The organism is Pseudomonas sp. DTU_2021_1001937_2_SI_NGA_ILE_001 (genome assembly GCF_032463525.1).
Classification (GTDB): domain Bacteria; phylum Pseudomonadota; class Gammaproteobacteria; order Pseudomonadales; family Pseudomonadaceae; genus Aquipseudomonas.
This window is the reverse complement of sequence record NZ_CP135971.1, coordinates 2783486-2799388: the sequence shown is the minus strand read 5'-3', so window position 1 is coordinate 2799388 and position 15903 is coordinate 2783486. Positions and strand designations below refer to the sequence as shown.

Annotated in this window: 11 protein-coding genes; 2 read left to right on the top strand and 9 right to left on the bottom strand. The window is 61.1% G+C overall.

Annotated features, from left to right (window positions below; genetic code table 11):
- From RRX38_RS11990 to RRX38_RS11950, 9 genes are all read right to left on the bottom strand, one after another.
- Complete coding sequence (locus tag RRX38_RS11990) at positions 1-1023, bottom strand: ABC transporter permease (protein ID WP_315959404.1); 1023 nt, start codon at positions 1021-1023, stop codon at positions 1-3.
- Positions 1023-2090, bottom strand: coding sequence for a microcin C ABC transporter permease YejB (locus tag RRX38_RS11985; RefSeq protein ID WP_315959403.1), 1068 nt, complete (start codon positions 2088-2090; stop codon positions 1023-1025). The genes RRX38_RS11990 and RRX38_RS11985 overlap by 1 nt, the downstream gene beginning before the upstream one ends.
- A 1-nt stretch (position 2091) precedes the next feature.
- Positions 2092-3978: an extracellular solute-binding protein gene (locus RRX38_RS11980; protein WP_315959402.1), complete on the bottom strand. Its 1887-nt coding sequence runs from the start codon at positions 3976-3978 to the stop codon at positions 2092-2094.
- A gap of 145 nt (positions 3979-4123) precedes the next feature.
- Positions 4124-6841 (bottom strand): TonB-dependent receptor, encoded by a 2718-nt coding sequence (locus RRX38_RS11975; RefSeq protein ID WP_315959401.1) that lies wholly within the window; start codon positions 6839-6841, stop codon positions 4124-4126.
- 194 nt (positions 6842-7035) lie between these two features.
- The gene (locus RRX38_RS11970; RefSeq protein ID WP_295475235.1) at positions 7036-7437 is read right to left on the bottom strand and encodes an ExbD/TolR family protein; all 402 of its coding nucleotides are present in this window, start codon (positions 7435-7437) and stop codon (positions 7036-7038) included.
- Entirely contained in the window at positions 7437-8144 is a 708-nt protein-coding gene (locus RRX38_RS11965; RefSeq protein WP_315959400.1) for a MotA/TolQ/ExbB proton channel family protein, read from the bottom strand. The genes RRX38_RS11970 and RRX38_RS11965 overlap by 1 nt, the downstream gene beginning before the upstream one ends.
- Positions 8145-8195: 51 nt before the next feature.
- Positions 8196-9017: an energy transducer TonB gene (locus tag RRX38_RS11960; protein WP_315959399.1), complete on the bottom strand. Its 822-nt coding sequence runs from the start codon at positions 9015-9017 to the stop codon at positions 8196-8198.
- 1207 nt (positions 9018-10224) lie between these two features.
- Positions 10225-10776: a Bro-N domain-containing protein gene (locus tag RRX38_RS11955; protein ID WP_315959398.1), complete on the bottom strand. Its 552-nt coding sequence runs from the start codon at positions 10774-10776 to the stop codon at positions 10225-10227.
- Between the two features lie 629 nt (positions 10777-11405).
- Entirely contained in the window at positions 11406-12389 is a 984-nt protein-coding gene (locus tag RRX38_RS11950; RefSeq protein ID WP_315959397.1) for an IS5 family transposase, read from the bottom strand.
- A 553-nt stretch (positions 12390-12942) separates the two neighbouring features.
- On the opposite strand from RRX38_RS11950, the gene RRX38_RS11945 reads away from it, so the two are divergent.
- Together RRX38_RS11945 and RRX38_RS11940 are read left to right on the top strand one after the other, a co-directional pair.
- Positions 12943-13146, top strand: a complete 204-nt coding sequence (locus RRX38_RS11945; RefSeq protein WP_315959396.1) for a helix-turn-helix domain-containing protein — start codon at positions 12943-12945, stop codon at positions 13144-13146.
- Positions 13143-15884 carry a DEAD/DEAH box helicase family protein gene (locus RRX38_RS11940; protein ID WP_315959395.1) on the top strand — a complete coding sequence of 914 codons (2742 nt, stop codon included), beginning with the start codon at positions 13143-13145 and terminating at the stop codon, positions 15882-15884. The genes RRX38_RS11945 and RRX38_RS11940 overlap by 4 nt, the downstream gene beginning before the upstream one ends.
- Positions 15885-15903 lie beyond the last annotated feature (19 nt).

Below are 15903 nucleotides of genomic sequence, written 5' to 3'. Positions count from 1 at the left end.
TCAGCTCCGAGGGTCGAAGGCGTCGCGGCAGGCTTCGCCGATGAACACCAGCAGCGACAGGATCAGCGCCAGCGCCACAAAGGCCGTCAGCCCCAGCCACGGCGCCTGCAGGTTGCGCTTGGCCTCGCCGATCAGTTCGCCCAGCGAAGCGCTGCCGGCCGGCATGCCGAAGCCGAGAAAGTCCAGGGCGGTGAGGGTGGCGATGGCGCCGGTGACGATGAACGGCAGGTAGGTCAGGGTGCTGGTCAGGGCGTTGGGCAGAATGTGCCGCCACATCAGTGCGGCATCGGTCAGGCCCAGGGCACGCGCGGCCTTGACGTACTCCAGGTTGCGCCCGCGCAGGAACTCGGCGCGCACCACGTCGACCAGCGCCAGCCAGGAGAACAGCGCCATGATGCCCAGCAGCCACCAGAAGTTGGGCGAGACGAAGCCGGAGAGGATGATCAGCAGGTACAACACCGGCAGCCCCGACCAGATTTCCTGGACGCGCTGGCCGAGCAGATCGGTCATGCCGCCGTAGTAGCCCTGGATCGCCCCGGCGCAGATGCCGATCAGGGTGCTGATGGCGGTGAGCAACAGCCCGAACAGAATGGAAATTCGCGCACCGAACAGCACCCGTGCCAGCACGTCACGCGCCTGCTCGTCGGTGCCCAGCCAGTTGCGGGCATCCGGCGGGCTGGGCGAGGGCGCGTCCAGGTCGTAGTTGATGGTGTCGTAGCTGAAAGGAATGGGCGCGAACAGCATCCAGCCCTGCTTCGCCGCAATCAGCTGGCGCACATAGTCGCTGGCGTAGTCCGGCTCGAAGGGCAGTTCACCGCCAAAGTCGGTTTCCAGGTAGGTGTGCAGCGCCGGGTAATACAGCGCGCCGTCGTAGCTGAGCAGCAGCGGCTTGTCGTTGGCGATCAGCTCGCCGCACAGGCACACCAGCAGCAGGCCGATGAAGATCCACAACGACCACCAGCCGCGCCGGTTGGCCTTGAACAGCGCCATGCGTCGCTGGCTCTGGGGAGAGAACTCGAACATCAGGCGCTCCTTGCGGAAAAGTCGATGCGCGGGTCGACCAGCGTGTAGCACAGGTCGCCGAGCAGTTTGATCAGCAGGCCGAACAGGGTGAACAGGAACAGCGTGCCGAACACCACCGGGTAATCCCGCGACACGGCGGCCTCGTAGCTCATGCGCCCCAGCCCGTCGAGGCCGAAGATGGTTTCGATCAGCAGCGAGCCGGCGAAGAACACCTCGATCAGCGCCTGGGGAATGCCGGCCACCACCAGCAGCATGGCGTTGCGGAACACGTGCCCGTACAGCACGCGGTGTTCGGTAAGGCCCTTGGCCCGGGCGGTGACCACGTACTGGCGGCTGATCTCGTTGAGAAAGCTGTTCTTGGTGAGGATGGTCAGGGTGGCGAAGCCGCCGATCACCAGCGAGGTGACCGGCAGCACCAGGTGCCACAGGTAGTCCTTCACCTTGGCCCAGGTGCCGAGGCTGGCGACGTTTTCCGAAAACAGCCCCTGTGCCGGAAACCAGCTCAGGTAGCTGCCACCGGCGAACACCACGATCAGCAGAATGGCGAACAGAAACGCCGGCGTGGCGTAGCCGATGATCACCAGGGTGCTGCTCCACACATCGAACGCGCTGCCATGCCGCACGGCCTTGCGAATGCCCAGGGGTATGGAAATCAGGTAGGTGATCAGCGTCGCCCACAGCCCGAGCGACAGCGACACCGGCAGTTTCTGGGCGATCAGTTCGGTGACCGGCGCGCCGCGAAAGAAGCTGGTGCCGAAGTCCAGTTGCGCGTAGTTCTTGAGCATCAGCCACAGGCGTTCGTGCATCGGCTTGTTGAAGCCGTAATGCGCCTTGATCGCCTCGATCAGCGCCGGGTCCAGGCCACGGGTGCTGCGGCTGGCGGTGCCGCTGGCGGCCACTTCGCCGCCACCGCCGCCGACGCCGTTGGGGCTGAAGCCCTGGATGCGCGCGATGGCCTGTTCTACCGGCCCGCCGGGCGCGGCCTGCACGATCATGAAGTTGACGACGAGAATGGCCAGCAGCGTGGGAATGATCAGCAGCAGGCGTCGAATCACATAAGCCAGCATCTCAAGGCTCCTTCGCGGCAGTGGTGTGGTTGCCGAGGGCAGCGGCCTGGGCGTTGCTCAGCGGCGTCGGGCTGATCTGCCACCAGGTTTCCAGGCCCACGTCGTAGACGGGCGCCGTGGCGGGGCGGCCAAAGCGGTTGGCGTATACCAGGGGTATGCCCTTGGAGTAGTAGTTGGGGATCATGTAGTAGCCCCATTGCAGGACCCGATCCAACGCCCTGGCGTAGTGCACCATGTCTTGCCGGCTGTTGGCGGCGACCAGGCCGTCGATCAGCCGGTCGACGGCGGGATTGCGCAGCACCATGGCATTGGAGCTGCCGACCTCGGTGGCGCTTTGCGAGCCGAACAGGTTGTACAGGTCGCGGCCGGGAGAAAGCAGCGGGTTGCCGTTTTTCGGCAGGGTGACCACGATCATGTCGTAGTCACGGGCGTTGAGGCGGTTGATGTACTGCGCCGAGTCGATGCGCAGAAACTCCAGGGTGATGCCGATCTGCGCCAGGGTGCGTTTGAACGGCAGGATCAAACGATCGAAACCGCCCTGGCCATCGAGAAAACTGAACACCATCGGCTCGCCAGCGGCATTCACCAGTTTGTTGTCTTTCGGGTGCCAGCCGGCCTCGGCCAGCAGCTTGAGGGCCTGCATTTGCTTGTCGCGGATGTAGCCGCTGCCATCGGTGCGCGGCGGCTGGTACACCTCGGTGAACACTTCGTCGGGCACCTGGCCGCGCAGCGGTTCGAGAATCTTCAGCTCGGCGGCGTCGGGCAGCTGGGTAGCGGCCATTTCGCTTTTCGGGAAATAACTCTGCTGCCGCACGTAGAACCCGCGCATCACCCGGCGGTTGATCCAGTCGAAGTCCCACAGCAGCGACAGCGCCTGCCGCACGCGGCGGTCCTGGAAGATCGGGTTGTCCAGGTTGAACACGAAGCCTTGCGCCGCCACTGGTCGCTGGGGCGCGAGGATGGCTTTCTGCAGGCGCCCGTCGTCGATGGCCGGGCCGCTGTAGCCGACCGTGAAGCCCGCCGATGAAAACTCCCGGTTGTAGTCGAAGGCGCCGGCCTGCAGCAGTTGCCGGGCGACTTCGGTGTCGCCGTAGAAATTCACTGTCAGGGTGTCGAAGTTGTACAGGCCGCGGCTGACCGGCAGGTCCTTGGCCCACCAGTCCTTGACCCGCTCGAAGACCACGCTGCGCCCGGCATCGACCTTGGCGACCCGGTACGGGCCGTTGCCCAGTGGCGCTTCGAAGCCGCCGCCGTTGGCGAAGTCGCGGCTCTTCCACCAGTGCTCGGGCAGAATCCGCAGGCTGGCGATGTCCAGCGCCAGCGTGCGGTTGAGGTTGTTCTTGAAGTTGAAGCGAATCTGCAGCGGCCCCTCGATGACCACGTTTTGCACGTCGGCGAACATCGGGCGATAGCTGAAGCTGGCCTGGGTGGTCATCAGTTCGAAGGTGTAGCGCACGTCTTCGGCGGTGACCGGCTGGCCGTCGTCGAAGCGCGCCTTGGGGTTGAGGTAGAAGCGAACCCACAGGCCCTCGGGGTCCATCTCCATTTTCTCCGCGATCAGCCCGTAGACCGTGTAGGGCTCGTCGAGGGAGCGGTAGGCCAGCGGCGAGTAGACCCAGCTGTCGACCTGCACCACGTTGATGCTTTGATCCACATAGGGGTTGAGGTAATTGAACTGGCCGATTTCTTCGGCCGAGCGGGTCAGTGAGCCACCCTTGGGGGCGTTGGGGTTCACATAATCGAAGTGCTTGAAGTCGGCCGGGTACTTCGGCGCCTCGCCATACACCGTCAGGGCATGGGTCGGCACCGCCAGCGCGGCCTGCCCGCCGCTGCACAACAGGGCGACACCCAGGAGCAGGCGCCGCAGGAAACGGATTTGACGCGACATGATGGGGCTGTCCTCGTACGCACGGAATGACTGGGCGCGGCGAAAAAAGCCTCCGGCCGAGGGGAAGGTGGATGAGACCTGCCGGCCGGAGGGGGCTACTTCGCCAGATGACGCGGCCTGCGCGGGGCGCTGGCCGCGTCGTGCCTCAGAAGTGGTAAGTCATGCGGGCGAACACGGTGCGGCCCAGCGGGTCGGCGTAGCGGGGGTCATAGCCGGACTGGAAGTTGTAGGCCTGGTTGGAGAACGGCGGGTCGCGGTCGAAGACGTTGCGTACGCCGGCATCGACGTCCAGCACCTTGTCGAAGGTATGCCCCACCGACAGGTCCCACAGCGTATAGGACGCTACCCGGGCATTGGTGGTGCGGTCGTAGTCGTTGTAGCCGGTGGTGAAGCGGTTGGTGATCGACGCACGGGTATTGCCCAGCGACCAGGAACCCACCAGCACGTGCTTCCAGCGCGCAATCACACCGTCGCCCTGGAAGTCGCCGACCTTGTCGGTGTAGGGGCCGTCGATGATGTTCTGGTAGTCGTAGCGGTCAACGTAGGTGCCGGTCAGGCCCAGGCCGAACTGCCCGTAAGGCGTATTCGGGAAGCGGTAGTCGAGGGTGACATCGACGCCGTTGGTCTTGACGATGCCCAGGTTGGCATTGCCGGTCACGATGTTGGCGATCGAACCGTCGGGGTTGCGCACGTAGCGATCGGCGTAGGTGAGCGGGTCGTCGAACACCGCGGACTCCGGGAACGATTGGATCTGGTTGGAGATATGGATCCACCAGAAGTCCAGGCCCACCGACAGGTTGCTGACCGGCTGATAGACGAAGCCCAGGGTCACGTTGCGGGCCTTCTCCGGCGCCAGCTCGGTATTGCCGCCGCTGTTGTTGAGGAACTGCTGGGCGCAGTCGCGACCGGCGTTGCCGCCAGGCTGCACGCTGCCGCCGGCACACAGCACCGGGTCGTCGTAGTAACCCTGGCTGTAGCTGGTGCTGCGCGGGGCGTAGAGTTCATAGAGCGACGGCGCGCGGAAGCCTTCGCTGTAGGCGCCGCGCACCACCAGCTGCTTCACCGGCTGGTAACGGAACGAGTACTTGGGGTTGGTGGTGCTGCCAAAGTCGCTGTACTTGTCGTGACGCACCGCCGCGCTCAGCTCCAGGCTGTCCAGCACCGGCACGCTCAGTTCGGCATAGGCCGCCTTTACGCTGCGCTCGCCAGACACGCTGCCCGCTGCATCGGCGCCCAGGCTGCTGACGTCGTTGACGAAGGCCTCGTATTGCTGGTGCATCTTTTCCTTGCGGTACTCGCCGCCCAAGGCCAGACCGGCCGGGCCGGCGCCGAACCAGTCGCCGACTTCCCGGCTGATACGCCCGTCGATGCCGGCGACCCGACCCACGGCGCTGGAGTACTGCCCGTGGTACTGGTTGGCGTCGATCAGCGCCTGGCCGGCTGCGGTCTGTGGTCCGAAGGGGTTGATGATGCCGTTGGCCAGGCCGTCGATCATCGCCGCGTCACTGACATAACCACTGGTGAGGTTGGACAGCACCTTGTTCTGGTTGTACGAGGCGCCGACGTTGTAGTCCCAGCCGCCGACCAGGCCGTCGAAGCTCAGCAGGAAGCGCTGGCTGGTGTTCTGGTCGCTTTGCCCCCTGGGGCCGGCTGCGGTTTCCCGCCAGGCGGTGTCGATGGGCTGGGTCGGGTCGAGGGTGAAGTTGGTTGGCGCCGGAGTAATGCCGTTGCCCGGATAGAAGGGCGAAGAGGCGTCCAGCGACAGGCCGGTGAGCGGCGCCGGGGCGATGTCGACGTGGTTGTTGTTGCGTGCCCAGAAGTATTCGAGGTTGACGTTGTGGTCGTCGGCCAGTTTGCCGGTGGCCTTGCCGAAGAACGAGGTCTTCTCGGTTTGCGGAATCAGGTCGATGTATTCACGGGTGCTGAACCGGCAGATACCGTTGCGGGCCACCAGGTTGGCGCCCGAGCAGGCGGTGCCCAAGGGGTTGGCGGCGTTGTCGCCCTGGTAGTAGTTGCCAGGGAAGGCGGTGCCCGAGGTCTGGTTGAGGCCGCGCCCCGGCACGTAGTCCCGGGCGAACGAGCGGTCGTTGGCGTCGAGATTCTGCTGCTTGTTGTAGTTGAACACGCCCATGACATTGAAGCGGTCTTCTTCCAGGTCGCCGAAACCCCAGCTGGCGCTCATGTCTTTGGTTGCACCGCCGCCGCTGTGGGTCGGCGTCTCGCCACCCAGGCTCAGGGTGCCGTCGGTGAGGGATTTCTTGGTGATGAAGTTGATCACCCCGCCGATGGCATCGGTGCCGTACAGCGCCGAGGCACCGTCGCGCAGTACTTCGACACGGTCGATGGCGGCGAACGGAATCATGTTCAGGTCAATGGCACTGCCGTTGGGCGTGCCCACGCCGGAAAGCGCGTTGTTGGCCAGGCGCCGACCGTTGAGCAGCACCAGGGTCTTGTTCGCGCCGATGCCGCGCATGTCGGCGTAGGAGGCGCCGCCGGTGCCGGCACCGACGGAACCGGCGCTGTTGTTGATCGACTGGCTGCCGGTGATGCGCTGGACCATTTCCTGGGTGGTGGTCACGCCCTGTTTCTTCAGGTCGTCGGCGCGCAGGATGGTAATCGGCACGGCGGTTTCCGCATCCACCCGGCGAATCGCCGAGCCGGTCACTTCGACGCGTTGCAACTGCGTGGTGGCGGGTGCCACCGCAGCGGCGGAGACAGACTCGCTGCCGGTCTCGGCATCGACGGCCTCGGCCGCCTGGGCGCCACCCATGCCCATGGCCAAGGCGCACAGCCAGGCACGGGGTTGACGGCGGACCGCAAGGGCCAGTGGCTTGAGGGTGTATCCGGGAAGATTCATCAGCATGGTTGGTTCCGACCTGGTCCAGACGTTATTGAAATGGCCTTGTGAGCCCTCTGTTCCCGGCCCGGTTATGCCGGGCGGGTGTTCCACTGCTTCGGTTTTCCGGCAAGCCGCTTCCCTCCAGGGGCCTTGCGGCCCGCGGACGAAGCGCTGTGCGGGGTGCGATCAAGCGGGTTTCGCGGGGCGAAACCCTGCGGTCAACGGGCCGTCATCACGGATATCCTGGTGATGCCGGAGCGTTCGATGGACGCCATCGCCTTGGCCACCTGCCCGTAGTTCACGTCGGTGTCGGCCTGCAGCTGAACGCGAATGTCCGGGTCTTTGGCCTTCTCCTCCTGCAGGCTTTTCTCCAGCAGTTCCGGGGCGATTTCCGACTTGGCGAGGAAGAACTTGCCGTTCTGGTCGACGCTGACCACCACCGGGTCTTTTTTCTCGGCCGGCGCGACGGCGTCGGTCTTGGGCAGGTTGACCTTGATGGCGTTGGTCATCAGCGGGGTGGTGACGATGAACACCACCAGCAGCACGAGCATCACGTCGACCAGCGGCGTGACGTTCATTTCGCTGAGCACTTCATCGCTGTCTTGAGTGGAGAACGACATCAGCTCGCCTCCCGCACGGCATGGCCATGCTGGCTGGAGATGGGTTGGCGGCTCACGGCGAAGGCACTGCGCTGGGCCAGGGAGTCGAAGTCGTGGGCGAAGTCATCCATGTCGGCCACGGCCAGCTTGAGGCGGCGCAGAAAGAAGTTGTAGATGAGCACCGCCGGCACGGCGACGGCGATACCCACACCGGTGGCGATCAGCGCGTGACCGATGGGGCCGGCCACCGCTTCGAGGCTGGCCGAGCCGGTGAGGCCGATGCTCTGCAAGGCTTCCATGATGCCCCAGACCGTACCGAACAGGCCGATGAAGGGCGCGGTGCTGCCGATACTGGCAAGAATCGCCTGGCCGCTTTCCAGCGAGCGGCGCTCTTTCTGGATTTGCTGGCGCAGGTTGCGCTCCAGGCGGTCGGAGCGGTTGATGGTGTGCGCCAGCTGCTGCGTGGTGCGCGGCGAGTCTTCCACCGTCATGGCCTCGAAGCCACTGTTGGCGATGCGCGCCAGGGCACCAGGGTACTGCGCGGCGTGCTCGGCGGCGGTGAGCAGATCCGGTGCCGACCAGAACGCCTTGGTGAACTGTTTGTTCTGGGACTTCTGGCGCAGGTACTGCGCAGATTTGATCAGCAGCAATGCCCAGCTCAACACGGAAAACACAATCAGTGCCCAGAGCACGGCGGGAACAATCAGGGAAGAGAGCGATTCGTTCATGGGTCTACACCTCACCAGCTTGAAATAGGTTGTCGGTTGTCGTGCGCCGGATCATTCCGGCAGCTTGAAGTCGATGGTCTGGGTCGCGAAGCCTTCGATGGGCGTGTCGCCGCGCTTGGCCGGAATGAACTTCCAGTTGCGCACCGCCTCCACGGCAGCCTCGTCGAGCACCGGCTTGCCGCTGGACTTGGTCACCTCCACGGCGCCGGCACGCCCGTTGGGCAACACCTTGATGCGCAGCACCACACGGCCCTCCCAGTTGCGGCGCAGCGCCAGCCCCGGGTACTCGGGCGGCGGGTTGCCCAGGCTGGCGAGCCCGGAAACCGCCGCGCTTTCCTTCACCGGTGCCGCCGGAGCGGGCGGTGCAGGCGCTGGCGCGGGTGCTGGTGGGGCGGGTGGCGCAGCAGGAGCCGGGGCGGCCAGCGGTTTCGGCGGCGCAGGCGGCGTGGGCTTTTTCACGGGTTCCGGCTTCTTGACCGGCTTGGGCTTCTCGACCTTGGGTTTCTCGATCTGCTTGGGCGGCGGCTCTACGGCATCCGGGTCCTCGACCGGCTGTTCCGGCTCGGGGGGAGGCGGCGGAGGTGGCGGTTCGGGCGGCGGCGGCTCCGGCGCAGGCGGAGTCGGGCTGCTCAGCTCGATGGTCATTTCCGGCACTTGCGGCGCCACTTCCGGAACTTCCGCCTTGGCGGTTTGCATGTACCACCACACCGCGCCGTGAATAAGCACGGACGCCGCGATCAATAACACGACTTGCGGTTTACCGAGGCCACCGGGTCTTGAAGTATTAGGTTTGAAAGGGATGCCCTGCCACGCCACCGGACGCTCATCCGGCAACGGGGCGGGGACCGCTTTCATTCTTACCGCATCATTCATTAAAGCTCCCTCGGTTAGTTGAAGGGCAATAAAAGTCCGTTCAAACATTCGGGCATGTTCGAAGTCGGGAAGCCTGCGCAATATTCAGGGTGCATGACGCCGCCTTTAGAGGCACTGGCTCACTCAGTTGGAAGTTATGTCTCGATCAGGGTGATCGCATTGCAAGTCCTTGCTTTTATTGTCGCGTACATAAAAGTACGAATGTGTTCCTGAAACCCTACATAGCAACCGCTGTGCCATAAACGACGGCCGGTAAGCTCTGTATCCCGCGTGCCAGAGCCGATGTCGCATTCCTGTAATAAATTTTCGAACGGCGGCGCATAGGTGTTTTCTTCCTTTGAAGTGCTGGCCAAACAAGCCGATTAAAAAGGCGAAGCGGGTCCCTCTGGGGCGACAGACGAATTGAAGTGCACCGATCAGGATGACTGGGTAGTCACGCGCACCAATACTGGAAACGGAGGTTCAAGTTGGTGCGTTAGTTGGTCAAATGCTCACAAAAGGATGCTCCTGTGTAGAAAAGGGGCTGTAAAAAAATGAAAAAAACGCCAGCAAATGATGGCTAATTGAAACTAGCAAACAAAGTTGTCGAACAATAAACAGCGCGCAGTTGCATGGCGTATGTTCAAGTTTCTTTTAACAGGCGTGCACAGCAGCGCGGGCCTGGTTATCGAAACAGGCGCTTTACAAGGACATCAGCAGGACAGGCGTGGGCCTGTGACCCGATACCCGTTAGAAAACGTGCATCAATTTGGCAAGTAGTGGTTTGGAGACGGCAGGCAGGCCTGGGGCGGACGCGGCAGGGTGAAGCGGTGGAAGGTGCAAGGATGGGGTTACACGATCTGAATGCGACACAGAGAGACTCCTTTCCGGGTCAGGTGCCAGGCTTGTGGCCGGGCACCTGCACTGTTTATGGACGCCTGACGTCCGATATCTGCACTTTGGTGCGAGTGAGCACCCCTGAAGCGCAGCGCGTGCCACACGGTTATGGCACGGCCGTTCCACTTGGAAGATCTGTGCCAATTGTGTCTTTTTGTATCGAGAAAATTACAGGTGGTTGCCGCTGACCCCGCCATAGGCTCGGCTTCAACGCCGATCTGCGCGGCCCCGCAGGGCTTTCGTAGGCGCGAGCTTGCCCGCGAAGAGGCCAGCAAAACCAGCCCACCAGCCATGAACCTGACCCCTTCACGAGCAAACCCGCCCCAACGAGCTAGCCGATGTCCACAGACCTACCGCCACCCAACAAAGCCAACACCCCCCGCCACAACCCACGCCGTCTTGCAGCCGGCCGCTCCATCAACACCCCCGGCATATCCCGCCAACGCACCCACGCCTCATTGCGCCAATGCAGCACCTGCAACGAACTGCCCAGCCAGTCCAGGCTGTTGACGCTCGGCAACCGCCCCGCATCGTCACAGCGCTGATGCAGCTCCGGCAGCACCTCATGGGTCAGCCAGCGCCGCAGGCTGCGATTCTCCGGCACGTAGTGATGCACCAGCAGGGCAAACACCCCGGACTCACTCACCAGGATGCACTTCTCCCAATGCTCATGGCTCTCCACCCAGGCCGTGCGCCGCTGGTCCGGGTCGAGCTTCATCGTCGCCCGCTCATCGATGGCCCGGCCCATCAGGCGGCTGAGATCGGCCAGACAGAACCAGCCCTGACCATCGCTGAGCACGGCGCGCAATCGGCGGCGGTGGCGGTAGAAGAGGATGGCGTGGAAGTGTTGCGTGCAGGGAGGGTTGGGGTTGATTGCGGTCATAACAGCTCCTGGGTGTATGGAACTGCCACGGATCGTCGCCAAACGATTGGGTGGCAGTTGTGCGCAGGTTGGCGAACCGGGCCATACACCCACGCCCGGTAGACCCGAAGGTCTCCCACGCACAACCGCCATAGCGGAAAACGCGCAGGGCTGCGCCTGCAACGCTATGGAGAGTCACTGGATGTATGGTTTTCAGGTCGCCAAACCCGACTCGCTGAATTGGCAGCGAGCGGGGGGCAGGGTAGCGGAGGGAGGGGGGCGGGGCAAGGGTGGGGCTTTGGGTGTAAACAGGTTGGGGCGGGGCTCTGTTGTTACCTCCTGAACTCTTTTAAGGCGCTGACGCAAAAGAGGCGTGTTTTGGTCGTCATGTATTCACTTGTGCCGGGGGGATTTGAACCTACCGGATATATTTCTGAAATATAGAAAGAAAATCTTGGATGTAAAGCTCGGTGGAATACCCTCTGGAATACCTGGCTGGTTGAAAACGAGCTCGGCATGCTGATATGGATCTAGGGAAACTCCGAACAAGTTGCCCATCAGCCGGAAATGGACGGCTTAGGGATGCCGAAAAACCCGATTTTCAGCCGTTAATTATTGGAAAACCAAGGCATAGCCTTGGTTTTCTGTCCTTACGGGTGCACCTCTCCCGCAGCAGGCAATAATTGCCGGCGCACCATCCACAGATTCGACAGGGCAAACAGCGTGGTCAGTTGCGCCGTGTTCTTGGCCAAGCCACGGAAGCGGGTTTTCACATAGCCGAATTGGCGCTTGATCACACGGAATGGATGTTCGACCTTCGCTCGCGCCTGCGCTTTGACCTTCTCGATCTTGCGTCTGGCTTTGTAGAGCACGCTGCGTTTGCTCAAGTGCTTGTAGGTGCTACGACGAGCCGCAATCTGCCAGATCACCGGCCTTCCTTCATGCTCCGGCCGCTTCTCCACGCCGGTATAACCCGCGTCGGCACAGATAAAATTTTCATCGCCATGCAACAGGTGAGCGACCTCCGTTACATCAGCCACATTCGCCGCTGTGCCGTGGACGTGGTGCACCAGACCCGACTCGGCATCCGCACCGATATGCGCCTTCATGCCAAAGAAATATTGGTTACCTTTCTTCGTCTGATGCATCTCGGGATCGCGTTTACCTTCCTTGTTCTTGGTCGAACTGGGTGCGTGGATGATTGTGGCGTCGACAATGGTGCCGTGGCGCAACGACAAGCCCTTGTCTCGCAGGTAATTGTTGATGGTTTCCAGGATGCCCGCCGCCAACTGATGCTTCTCCAGCAGGTGCCGGAAATTCATGATCGTTGTGTCTTCGGGAATCGGAGCGCTGAGCGTCAGACGAGCAAACTGGCGCATCGAAGTAATCTCGTACAGCGCCTCTTCCATGGCTGGATCACTCAATGAGAACCAATTCTGCAGCAGGTGAATGCGCAGCATGGTTTCCAGTGGATACGGCTTGCGGCCACCGCCAGCCTTTGGGTAGTGAGGCTCGATCAACGCTACCAACCCGCTCCACGGAACCACCTGTTCCATCTCGGCCAGGAAACGCTCGCGACGGGTTTGCTTGCGCTTACCGGCATACTCGAAATCGGAAAAGCTCATCTGGCTCATGGGATGGCGGGCTTGTAGAAAGCAGTTGGACGGAGGGCTATTTCAGCACAGGTCAGATGGCCTGTGCTGACTTGATCGGAGAATCCCTAGAGGTTCGTCCGATTATCCCTGCCGGCCCAACCTCCTTAATCGACATGAAGAGGCACGCTAACGTCAGAATTACTTCTCACCAGGGTTCAATGATTTGGGTGCGCTTCACGCCGTGCTTCTTGGCTAGCGAGTCGATTCGGTGATCAAAATTATGGATCGCAGGACGTTGACCTGCTTCTTGCCAGCGGAGCGCTCGGCAAATTGCTTATGGTCCCAGTGCCTCTTGATTCCGTGATTACGCCTTCAGCTCATTGCGACCTATCTTTTCTTGGTCGACGAGCATCAGCTGGTTGCTGGCGGGGATGCCTGAGAAGGCCGAGAGCTGGTTCTTCTGAATCCTGCTCCCAGGTGCAGCGCTTTTCACCGTTTTTTATTGGCGAATCACTACAGCAGAGTCCGTCATGCTGATAGACTTCAGCCGACTTTAAACGACTATGGCTGCTTAAGCTTGAGCGTAACCATAATGAACACTGAACCTTGGGTCACTGCCGAACAGGTTTCCCTTCACTTGGGGGTGGCCAAAGACACGGTGTATCGCTGGCGCGAGCGTAAGGCTTTGCCCGCGCACAAAGTTGGTCGTCTATGGAAGTTTCAGCTATCTGAGGTCGATGAGTGGGTGCGTGCGGGTGGCGCAGACGAGCACCACAACTCAGGGAATGAGCAATGACTACTCCGAGCCGTAACGAAGCGCAAACAAGAGCTCAGGTCATCGACTCTCAGCTTGCTCATGCTGGCTGGTCTCAAAGTCGGCGGACTCTTGTCGAAGAATTTTTGCTCAAAACAGCCGAGCCCGCTGGCAACTATGGCAACTATGGCAACGAGCAATTTGCCGATTACGTTCTTCTCGGTTCAGATGGCAATCCGATTGCTGTAGTCGAGGCCAAGCGGTCATCGCGTGATGAGCTTGCTGGAAAGCGTCAGGCCGCTGACTACGCAGACGCAATCAAGGCCAAATTCGGTAACGATCCCTTCATTTTTCTCACCAACGGCAAAGAGGTTCAGTTCTGGGATCGTGAGCGCTATGCGCCCCGAAAAATCTCGGGATTCTACACCCGAGACGACTTGGAGCGACTGCGCCATCAGCGGCGGTTTGCTCAGCCGCTGGGCGGTGTCACCATCAGCGCCGCTATTGCAGGTCGCGACTATCAGAATGAAGCTATTCGGCGTGTCACCGAAGGGGTAGAAACGGCCAAGCGCAAATTCTTGTTGGTGATGGCTACAGGCACGGGTAAGACTCGGACGACCATCGCCCTTGTTGATACCTTGCTGCGATCAAAGCGCGTGCAGCGAGTCCTATTCCTAGCAGACCGCCGGGAATTAGTGCGCCAAGCTATGTCGGAGTTCAAGTCCCACTTACCCAATGAGAGTTTGGCTCGCATCGAGTCCGGCCAAACCTCTGGCGCACGCATTCAGTTCTCGACCTACCCCAGCATGATGCAGGTTTATTCGCGCCTGTCGGTGGGTTACTACGATCTAATCGTGGCCGATGAAAGCCACCGCTCTATCTATCAACGATATAAGGCCGTCTTCGATCACTTCGACGCCATCCAGCTCGGGCTGACCGCGACCCCCACGGACTACATCGATCACAACACCTTCGAGCTGTTTGATTGCGGCGACGGCGCGCCCAGCTACTACTACAGCTACGAGCAAGCGATTGCCGACCAGAACTTGGTTAACTATCGCGTGCTGGATGCACAAACCAACTTTCAACTTCAGGGCATCCAGGGTGACGCACTACCCGAGCCATTGAAACAGATGGCTCGCGATCAAGGAGTGGAGCTTGATGAGCTCAACTTCGACGGCAGCGACATCGAAAAGGGAATCATCAACCAAGGCACCAACGACGCCATGGTGCGAGAGTTTATGGATAAGAGTCGCAAAGATGTGCTCGGGCTACCACACAAGTCCATCATCTTCGCCGTCAGCCACGCCCATGCAAAGCGGCTCTACGAGGGATTTAACCGTCTGTATCCTGAGCTGCAGCGCCAAGGCATGGCTGAAATTATCGATAGCCATATGGAGCGCGCTGACGCGACGTTGGATGATTTCAAGTATCGCACTATGCCGCGTGTGGCTATATCGGTGGACATGCTCGATACCGGCGTTGACGTGCCTGCCATCCAAAACCTGGTTTTCGCAAAGCCCGTATTTAGCAAGGTTAAGTTCTGGCAGATGATCGGGCGCGGCACGCGGCTGCATACCGACAAGGCCACCGGCGAGATCAAGAAAGATTTCTTGATCATCGATCACTGGAAAAATTTCGCGTATTTCAAGCTCAAACCCGACGGCGAGGTCGACCATCCCAGTGAGCCGCTACCGGTTCGCCTGTTCCGACTGCAGCTTGAAAAGTGGCAACTCCTGGAAGCACAGCAGCAAGACACACAAGCTACCATTGCCGATCTGCAGGCGATGCTGCAGGGATTACCCCGTCACAGCATCAATGTACGGCCGCACTGGGACGAGCTCGACGCGCTGGCAGTGCAGTGGCCAAAGCCCAGTCAAAGCGCAATTGAACACCTGTCGCAAGCCATCGCCCCACTGATGCGACTAGCCCCACTAGCTGGCCTGGATGAACTTCAATTTCGCATTTGGTGCGAGCGTCTTTCAGTGGCTTGGCTTAAAGGTGATGCAAGCGAACAGGCCAAAGTGCGTGAGCGCATTCACGAGGCGGTTGAAAGTCTGGCCGAAAACATACCTCAGGTACAGCGTGTGGCCGAACAACGTGCTTGGATTAAGTCGGCCGGCTTCTGGCAACATTTGGATATGGCGCGTTTGCTCACACTGCAAACCGTATTTGCCCCGCTGATGCGTTACCGCACTAATACACCCAGCCGCACGGTTGAAATCAACCTGCCGGACAGAATTACCCAGCGCAGTTGGATCATCTACGGCCCCACAGGCGAAGGTGCTTTTGCGGAAAGCTATCGCGAGCAGGTAGAGGCGCTGGTGCGCCGATTGGCTGACCAGCTTCCTGAGTTGGCCAAGCTAAAGCAAGGTGAGCATTTGGGCGATGACGAATTGGAGCGAATCAGCGATACGCTGAACCAGGCTGATCTTTTCGTCACCGAGTACTCCTTGCGCAAGGCCTTTGAGGCTCCCACCGCATCGTTGGCTGACTTCTTGCGCCACATACTTTGCGAAGGTGCGCACCTTCCTAACCGAGAGCAGCGCATCAGTGCAGCGTTCGATGCGTTCATTGCCGCACACGGCTACTTGCGTGCCAACCAACTCAACTTCCTCCGGGCCGTAAAGGCTGCTGTGCTGCGCCATGGACGCATTACCCGCGCTGCACTCAACGAACCCCCACTGTCGCGCGTAGGGCGCGTGGAAACGCTATTTCCGTCGCGAGACATCGACGAACTCATCAACCTCACCAACAACTTATTGGATGAGACTGCCTGATCCATCAAGGACACTGCTG

What these genes read in the sequence shown, in the direction of transcription:
- RRX38_RS11980 (WP_315959402.1), bottom strand. Translation starts at nt 3,978, where the DNA reads ATGTCGCGTCAAATCCGTTTCCTGCGGCGCCTGCTCCTGGGTGTCGCC.
- RRX38_RS11965 (WP_315959400.1), bottom strand. Translation starts at nt 8,144, where the DNA reads ATGAACGAATCGCTCTCTTCCCTGATTGTTCCCGCCGTGCTCTGGGCA.
- RRX38_RS11990 (WP_315959404.1), bottom strand. Translation starts at nt 1,023, where the DNA reads ATGTTCGAGTTCTCTCCCCAGAGCCAGCGACGCATGGCGCTGTTCAAG.
- RRX38_RS11975 (WP_315959401.1), bottom strand. Translation starts at nt 6,841, where the DNA reads ATGCTGATGAATCTTCCCGGATACACCCTCAAGCCACTGGCCCTTGCG.
- RRX38_RS11970 (WP_295475235.1), bottom strand. Translation starts at nt 7,437, where the DNA reads ATGTCGTTCTCCACTCAAGACAGCGATGAAGTGCTCAGCGAAATGAAC.
- RRX38_RS11960 (WP_315959399.1), bottom strand. Translation starts at nt 9,017, where the DNA reads ATGAATGATGCGGTAAGAATGAAAGCGGTCCCCGCCCCGTTGCCGGAT.
- RRX38_RS11985 (WP_315959403.1), bottom strand. Translation starts at nt 2,090, where the DNA reads ATGCTGGCTTATGTGATTCGACGCCTGCTGCTGATCATTCCCACGCTG.
- RRX38_RS11950 (WP_315959397.1), bottom strand. Translation starts at nt 12,389, where the DNA reads ATGAGCCAGATGAGCTTTTCCGATTTCGAGTATGCCGGTAAGCGCAAG.
- RRX38_RS11945 (WP_315959396.1), top strand. Translation starts at nt 12,943, where the DNA reads ATGAACACTGAACCTTGGGTCACTGCCGAACAGGTTTCCCTTCACTTG.
- RRX38_RS11955 (WP_315959398.1), bottom strand. Translation starts at nt 10,776, where the DNA reads ATGACCGCAATCAACCCCAACCCTCCCTGCACGCAACACTTCCACGCC.
- RRX38_RS11940 (WP_315959395.1), top strand. Translation starts at nt 13,143, where the DNA reads ATGACTACTCCGAGCCGTAACGAAGCGCAAACAAGAGCTCAGGTCATC.